We start from the raw sequence: 5,637 nt of genomic DNA, 5'->3' as shown, positions 1-5,637 counted from the left end.
GCTATAACGCTCTCAATTTCCCCGAGTTCTACCCTGTGGCCGTCGATTTTGATTTGATCGTCACGGCGACCACAAAAGAAAAAACAGCCACTTTCATCTGACGTCGCAAAGTCTCCGGTCCGATACAATCTCGTTGACGTGCCGTTAACATCAATAGTTACGAATCGTTCCTCTGTCCGCTCGTTATCCTGGAAATAACCCTGTGCGAGACAAACGCCACCGATATAGAGCTCTCCCACCTCACGTGACCTCACCGGTCGCGCATCTTCATCTAAAATAAGGAGTTCGACATTCGGCAGAGCCCGACCGATCGGTGGCAACCTAGGCCATTCGGTTGGATTGCCGTCAAGCTCGTGACAGGAGACGACGTGGGTCTCGGAGGGACCGTACTGATTGAAGAGCCGACACTGGGGGAGCTTGTCGAAAAACTCTCGCAAAGCGGAAGAGACCACGAGCTGTTCGCCGGCGGTGTGGATCTCGCGTAGACAGTGGGGAAACACATTGCGCTCCACGCAACTCGACGCCAATTGCTGGAGGGCGACAAATGGCAGGAACAGTCGTTCCACCCGGGCACGCTGTATCTCGTCGGAAAGCAAATCGGGGTCGATCCGCTGTTCATTCGTTAGAATGACGATACGGCCACCGCAGCAGAGGGTGGAGAAGATCTCCTGAAACGATACATCAAACGAAATAGGGGCGAACTGAGCGGTTGCCGCATTGTCTGACAGGGTCGAAAGTTCGATCTGCCAATCCACCAGGTTTTGAAGCGCTGCTCCTCTCATGTCGACTGCCTTCGGCTTGCCAGTTGAACCCGAGGTAAAGATAACGTAGCCACTGGACTTTGGCGGCAGCGCCACATCTCCGTTCGACGGTCCACCGTCGGCTGCGCGCACTCTAACTTTCTCGACGAGCACTGGCGAGCCCGACGAGACATCCTCGAGACTCGCCGAGTAGACGGCTGAAGAACTGAGGAGCACGCTCGGCTTCACTTGCGCAAGCATCTCGCGAATGCGACTCTCTGGAAGATTGGGTTCCACAGGAACGTAGGGAACACCCAGGATTTGACAGCCGAGGATCGCCGCGATCCGGTCAACGCCGATGGGAAGATGGATTGCGACGCGGTCCAAACCCCCTTTACGTCCAGTTTTTAGGGCGCAAGCTATCTCACGGGCTCGCCGCCACAAATCCATGTAGTTGATCACTTCTGTTCCGTAAATTACAGCCGGACGAAAAGGAAATTTGGATGCATGCCGAAGCACAGACGACGCAATAGTCTGCTCTGAAGGACTTTTGGCGTTGTATAAACTCTGCATAATTCTTCTTTCGGCATGCTATGGCATCGTTGAATAGGTTTTTTACCTTATCGGCGGAAGTTGCACAGTCAATCGGTTTACAAAAACTTAATATGTTCTTAATATTTCGGGCGAAGAGTGCGGGGATGCCGGAAAGCAGCGCGGTTGCCCGAGACCTTACACTCCGACCATGTCCGAGACGAAGCAGCGGATCGAACGGCTGACAGACGGATCGAAGGGGCCAACGAACCTGGCGAAACAAACCAGCGTTTGGTTACGATCCCGGTGTGGGAATGATGTCCGCAACGATTGCCGCAGCCACCATCCCGGATGTCGGCAACTTCGTGTGCGAGGGACTTTGCGGCCTGTCGCGACCTTACTCCCAAGCCTCACTTCACCGGAGGCAAGCATTCGTAGACGCGCAGACGATCCACGAAATCGCGGATCGAACCAAAGTCTCAACCAAGTCTTGACTGAGTGAAACTAGGGAGAGGTGCGTTCGCCTGACTATCGATGGTTCGGCTCTGTCTTGGCTTGAATTTCGGAATACCCGCGATCACCACAGCGATGAAGGCGCTGGCCAATGCACTCCTGCGTCCAGTCACCCGCACATAGGTCACCTAGTGCTGCGACGGGCACAAGGTACAAGTCTGTTGCCACTTCGAGACACGATTGCGCGTTCCTAGGCACGGCCTTGATTTCCCGCACGATTCTTCAGGTCAGACTTGTTAAGAATCGCAAGAACCTGCTCATGCGCTTCAATGATGTTGCGCTCGAGGGCGTCGGCGGCAGCCAAGCCGTTGCCTTTCTCCAACTGGTCGATTATTTCGCGATGATTTTGGTGGTCCGCAACAACTTTTGTTTCTTTCCGCCTGAGCCCGAGGACCGGGCCCGCCTGGAGCCAATGCGCCTCGATCGTGTTCATCAAGACCTTGTTTTGAGAGAGATTGTACACGGTAAAATGAAACAGTTGGTTTAGCTTCAGATACTCTTTGAGGTCAGCTTTCTTTTCCAGATTGAGCAGATTCATTTTGTCGTCAATTTCTCTGACATAGTTCAGAATCTTGCCAGAAGATTTCTTTGCGCCCCAGATTATCGCCTGCCGTTCATTCAGAAGGCGCACTTGCAGTAGATCGCGGAGGCCTTCAGCAGTGATCATTGGAACGCGCGCGGATTGTCGCGGCGCCCGTTCGAGTATGTCGATGCCGCTGAGCCGGTTGAGCGACTCGCGGATCGGCATGTGGCTGGTGCCGAATGCGGCAGCCAGATCGTTGAGACGCATCGGCTGCCCGGGCCAAAATTCCCCAGACATCAATGCGTTCTTCAGTTCCGTATAGACATGCTCAATAGTCGAACTCGGGGAAGCCTTGAATGGTGGTATTTCGTACTTCGAGCGTTGTGACATTTGGGTTGATCTCCAAAATCGGGTATTATCGGGGTCATTCATAAGCGGAGGCGTCTGACATGAACTTCCAAGGTATGAGGGCTTCGATTTCGGATGCGGGCCAGACCTGAGTAATGCGGGTCCGCGAGAGCCAGTCGAGCGGATCAACGCGATTCATTTTGTAGGTGCAAGCGTGCGACTATCGTTCGGCGATGGTGGAACTGATCTCGATGCGGCGGTCCATCAGAAAGCGTTCCAGCGCTTCGCGCCGGCTGAGCGCGTACCGGCTCGGCGGTTTTAGATTTTCTCGAGAATTTCCCCAGTTCCTTGCCCCGGAGCTCGAAGAGGCCAGCGACCATAGCTGAGGATTTCAGGTGGGGCCGGATGGTGCGGCTGTCGGCAATCTTCCCGCGAACTTCACCCTCGATGTGCCAGAGATCGGTGATTGCGGGTACAGCGTCTGTGGCGGCCTGCGAGATTCCGCTTATGTGCAGGTCACAAAACTTGCGCCGTAGATATCCCCAACATCCCGCAAGCTGTGCCGTTTCGTTGCTGCCGGTTTTTGCCCGCGTCTTGACGAGATCGGTAGAAGCCGAGTAGCCATCCACTTGCAGGATGCCGGTGAATCTGGAGAGATGACGCATCACGCGATCCGCACTTTGCTGTCTTCAAGACGATATGCCACCATCGGCGGACTTGTTCCACCATAGGCGCGGTCGTCGCGTTCGTAAGCTTTTTGGTTTTCCCCAAACGGCGCGCAAGAGCCGGCAGGGTCGTCTCGTCGGCAAAAGATCCTTCCGCCCTGCTTGACCCTATCCTGATTATAATCTGTCAGCATCCGCAGTTTGAAGCCGAGATGCTCTATCCATTGGGCCATCAGCGATCGGCTGATCTCCGCACCCAGATAGATTGCTTCCTGGCGATAAAGAGGAAGACTGCCGGAGTATTTGGAAACGGCGATATAGGGCGGCAGCCCGTCTTCGATGAGGTGTGTCGGTGTCAGGGCTTGGACCGCCCCGTCGCTGCTCCGAAAAGCGTATTTGGGACAACGCGTCACGACAACACTGAACGTCGGCGGCAGGACGCCTAGATGTTCCCAGCGGTCCTGATCGATCAAAACCTTTTCCAGCACTTTGACCCCGGCCGAAATCGCCGGCTCTATGACCTCCTCGATGCACTCGAGATGTGCGGCAAAAACCTTGCGCGAACGGGGCGCTCGCGTCGGTTTGTCTTTGGCTGCGCAGTCGAATTCACTGAGGATTTCTGATAGGCCGGTTTCCACTTCTTCGAAGGCAAACGAGACCCGTTCCTCATTGGCCACGAGGCGGAGCCGGTCGGCGCGCTCGCCATTTTGCTTGCGCTGCAAAACCCGAGCTGTTTCTGGGCCACAATCAAGCTTCTGTACGCCTTCAGGACTGGCCATTTATGTCAGTTGCCCGGTTCTTCGAGGCAATAACCGGCCGACCTGATCGTGCGAATGATCCGGCGAGGTGAGGACGTCCCCAGCGTTCTTCTGAGCCGGCTGATATGAACATCGACGGTGCGTTCACCCACGTGGATATTGTCAGGCCAGACTGCGCGAATCAAATCGCCTCGGCTAAAGGTCTTCTGAGGATGCTCAAGCAGGTGCCGGAGCAAGTTGAACTCAATCGGTCCGAGATGTATCTCTTGGCCACTGCAGCGCACCCGGTACGTATCAACCATCATTTCAAGGTCGCCACAGCAAAGCGATCGGCCGTGTGGCGCCGGTGGCGCCGAAACTGTCTTCGCGCGCAGATAGTCGATTACCTTAGCCGGCGCGACTGGACGTATGAAGCTCTCGTCAATGCCGGCCTTCAAGAGGTCGAGTTGCTGGCTTCCGGCTCCGGGCGGGATCAACGCAACGACAGGTACATCGCCAAGCTGGAGCTTTCGCTTCAGTCGAACGCAGCTTTTGGAGAATGCCACGCTCGTGGGCTGGCAGTCCAACACCACAGCCTGCGCATCCCGTTCGTCGACCATTGCAAGCACTTCCTCAAAGCCGCCGGCCAATCCACTCGCGAAGCCGGCCATCCTCAGGATGTGGCTGTAATTTAAATAGAACTCCGCGTCTTGCGAACAAATCAGGACCATTGGGTTCATCGGCGCTCTGCTTATCCCTTCATTGCGATTTGATGCCGATTTGCCATGTTGCTCAACTCTCTTGTTCAAACAATCGCGACAGCGCGCGACAGGGTGGCATTTCGAGCCAGCCGGCTCGCGGTGAAGAACTTCAAGATCTGTGCCGTTTGTATGATCGATTTTGAAAGAAATTTTGCAATTTCATTACAACAAGTTAACCTGATTCAACCTTAGAAAGGCCTCAACAAAATTTTGTCATGGATGCGACAAAGCGGCGGAATCTGTCGGATCCGATACGTGCGATCGCAATATTTGCTACAGGCAGAAGTGTGTCGACGGCTGCGCGTTTTAGGCGCGAGCCAGACCATGCGCATCAAGAAGCATCATGTGGGCCGCTCCGATCTTTCAGCCCTCTGGTCCAGAAGGGCGAAGAGGGCGAAGGCGACGATGAAACTTCGCAAGGAACTGGTGGGCCAAATCTCGTTCCAGATCTCGACAAATTCCATGGGTAGGACGCCCGCTTCCTCGCAATGGTCGGGATCCAGTCAGCGCTTCGACCAGCTTTCTCATCTTCCCTCAGCTGCAGTATCGCCACGGATTATTAGAGCAAAGCGCTATAGACATGAGGCGTTCGAGACTGAAAGATGACGCCGGCATGCCGTCGTTTCCTGCACCAGAAACCTACTTTCGGTACGACCCCTGAAACACGATGTCCTGATCAACCAGCACGTTGAACTTGTAGCCAGGCCTGATCTCAAGCGTCGGCTGGACATTCAGGTTTCGACTAATCGTCTGCTCGGCCACGCGACCGAAACTTTCCGCGAAATTCCGCCTTGCCGCATCCGACGCGGTCTCCTGCGT

General features: G+C 55.1%; 5 protein-coding genes and 2 pseudogenes. 2 read left to right on the top strand and 5 right to left on the bottom strand.

The window, feature by feature from the left end:
- A partial coding sequence (locus EM858_RS26900; protein ID WP_245483073.1) for an amino acid adenylation domain-containing protein occupies positions 1–1,313 on the bottom strand: 1,313 nt, incomplete at its 3' end.
- 125 nt (positions 1,314–1,438) lie between these two features.
- Here EM858_RS26900 and EM858_RS27595 point away from each other — a divergent pair.
- A pseudogene (locus EM858_RS27595) lies at positions 1,439–1,700 on the top strand (transposase); the annotation flags it as partial.
- Between the two features lie 274 nt (positions 1,701–1,974).
- Here the strand turns inward: EM858_RS27595 and EM858_RS26895 are convergent.
- The 3 genes and pseudogenes from EM858_RS26895 to EM858_RS27590 form a co-directional block, all read right to left on the bottom strand.
- Positions 1,975–2,697, bottom strand: coding sequence for a GntR family transcriptional regulator (locus EM858_RS26895; RefSeq protein ID WP_245483072.1), 723 nt, complete (start codon positions 2,695–2,697; stop codon positions 1,975–1,977).
- Between the two features lie 34 nt (positions 2,698–2,731).
- Positions 2,732–4,048: pseudogene (locus tag EM858_RS26890) on the bottom strand (transposase); the annotation flags it as partial.
- A gap of 56 nt (positions 4,049–4,104) precedes the next feature.
- Entirely contained in the window at positions 4,105–4,302 is a 198-nt protein-coding gene (locus tag EM858_RS27590) for a helix-turn-helix domain-containing protein (protein WP_245483074.1), read from the bottom strand.
- On the opposite strand from EM858_RS27590, the gene EM858_RS27585 reads away from it, so the two are divergent.
- Positions 4,204–4,752 carry a hypothetical protein gene (locus tag EM858_RS27585; protein WP_245483075.1) on the top strand — a complete coding sequence of 183 codons (549 nt, stop codon included), beginning with the start codon at positions 4,204–4,206 and terminating at the stop codon, positions 4,750–4,752. The two genes, EM858_RS27590 and EM858_RS27585, sit on opposite strands and share 99 nt — an antisense overlap.
- 705 nt (positions 4,753–5,457) lie before the next feature.
- Here EM858_RS27585 and EM858_RS26875 read toward each other — a convergent pair.
- Positions 5,458–5,637: TrbI/VirB10 family protein (locus tag EM858_RS26875; RefSeq protein WP_280960158.1), on the bottom strand; the 180-nt coding region annotated here is incomplete at its 5' end.

This window comes from Agrobacterium sp. CNPSo 2736 (assembly GCF_004005385.1).
Taxonomy (GTDB): Bacteria; Pseudomonadota; Alphaproteobacteria; order Rhizobiales; family Rhizobiaceae; genus Agrobacterium; species Agrobacterium leguminum.
The sequence above is the reverse complement of the archived record's forward strand: the minus strand, read 5'-3'. Positions and strand labels throughout refer to the sequence as shown.

What these genes read in the sequence shown, in the direction of transcription:
- EM858_RS26895 (WP_245483072.1), bottom strand. Translation starts at nt 2,697, where the DNA reads ATGTCACAACGCTCGAAGTACGAAATACCACCATTCAAGGCTTCCCCG.
- EM858_RS27585 (WP_245483075.1), top strand. Translation starts at nt 4,204, where the DNA reads ATGAACATCGACGGTGCGTTCACCCACGTGGATATTGTCAGGCCAGAC.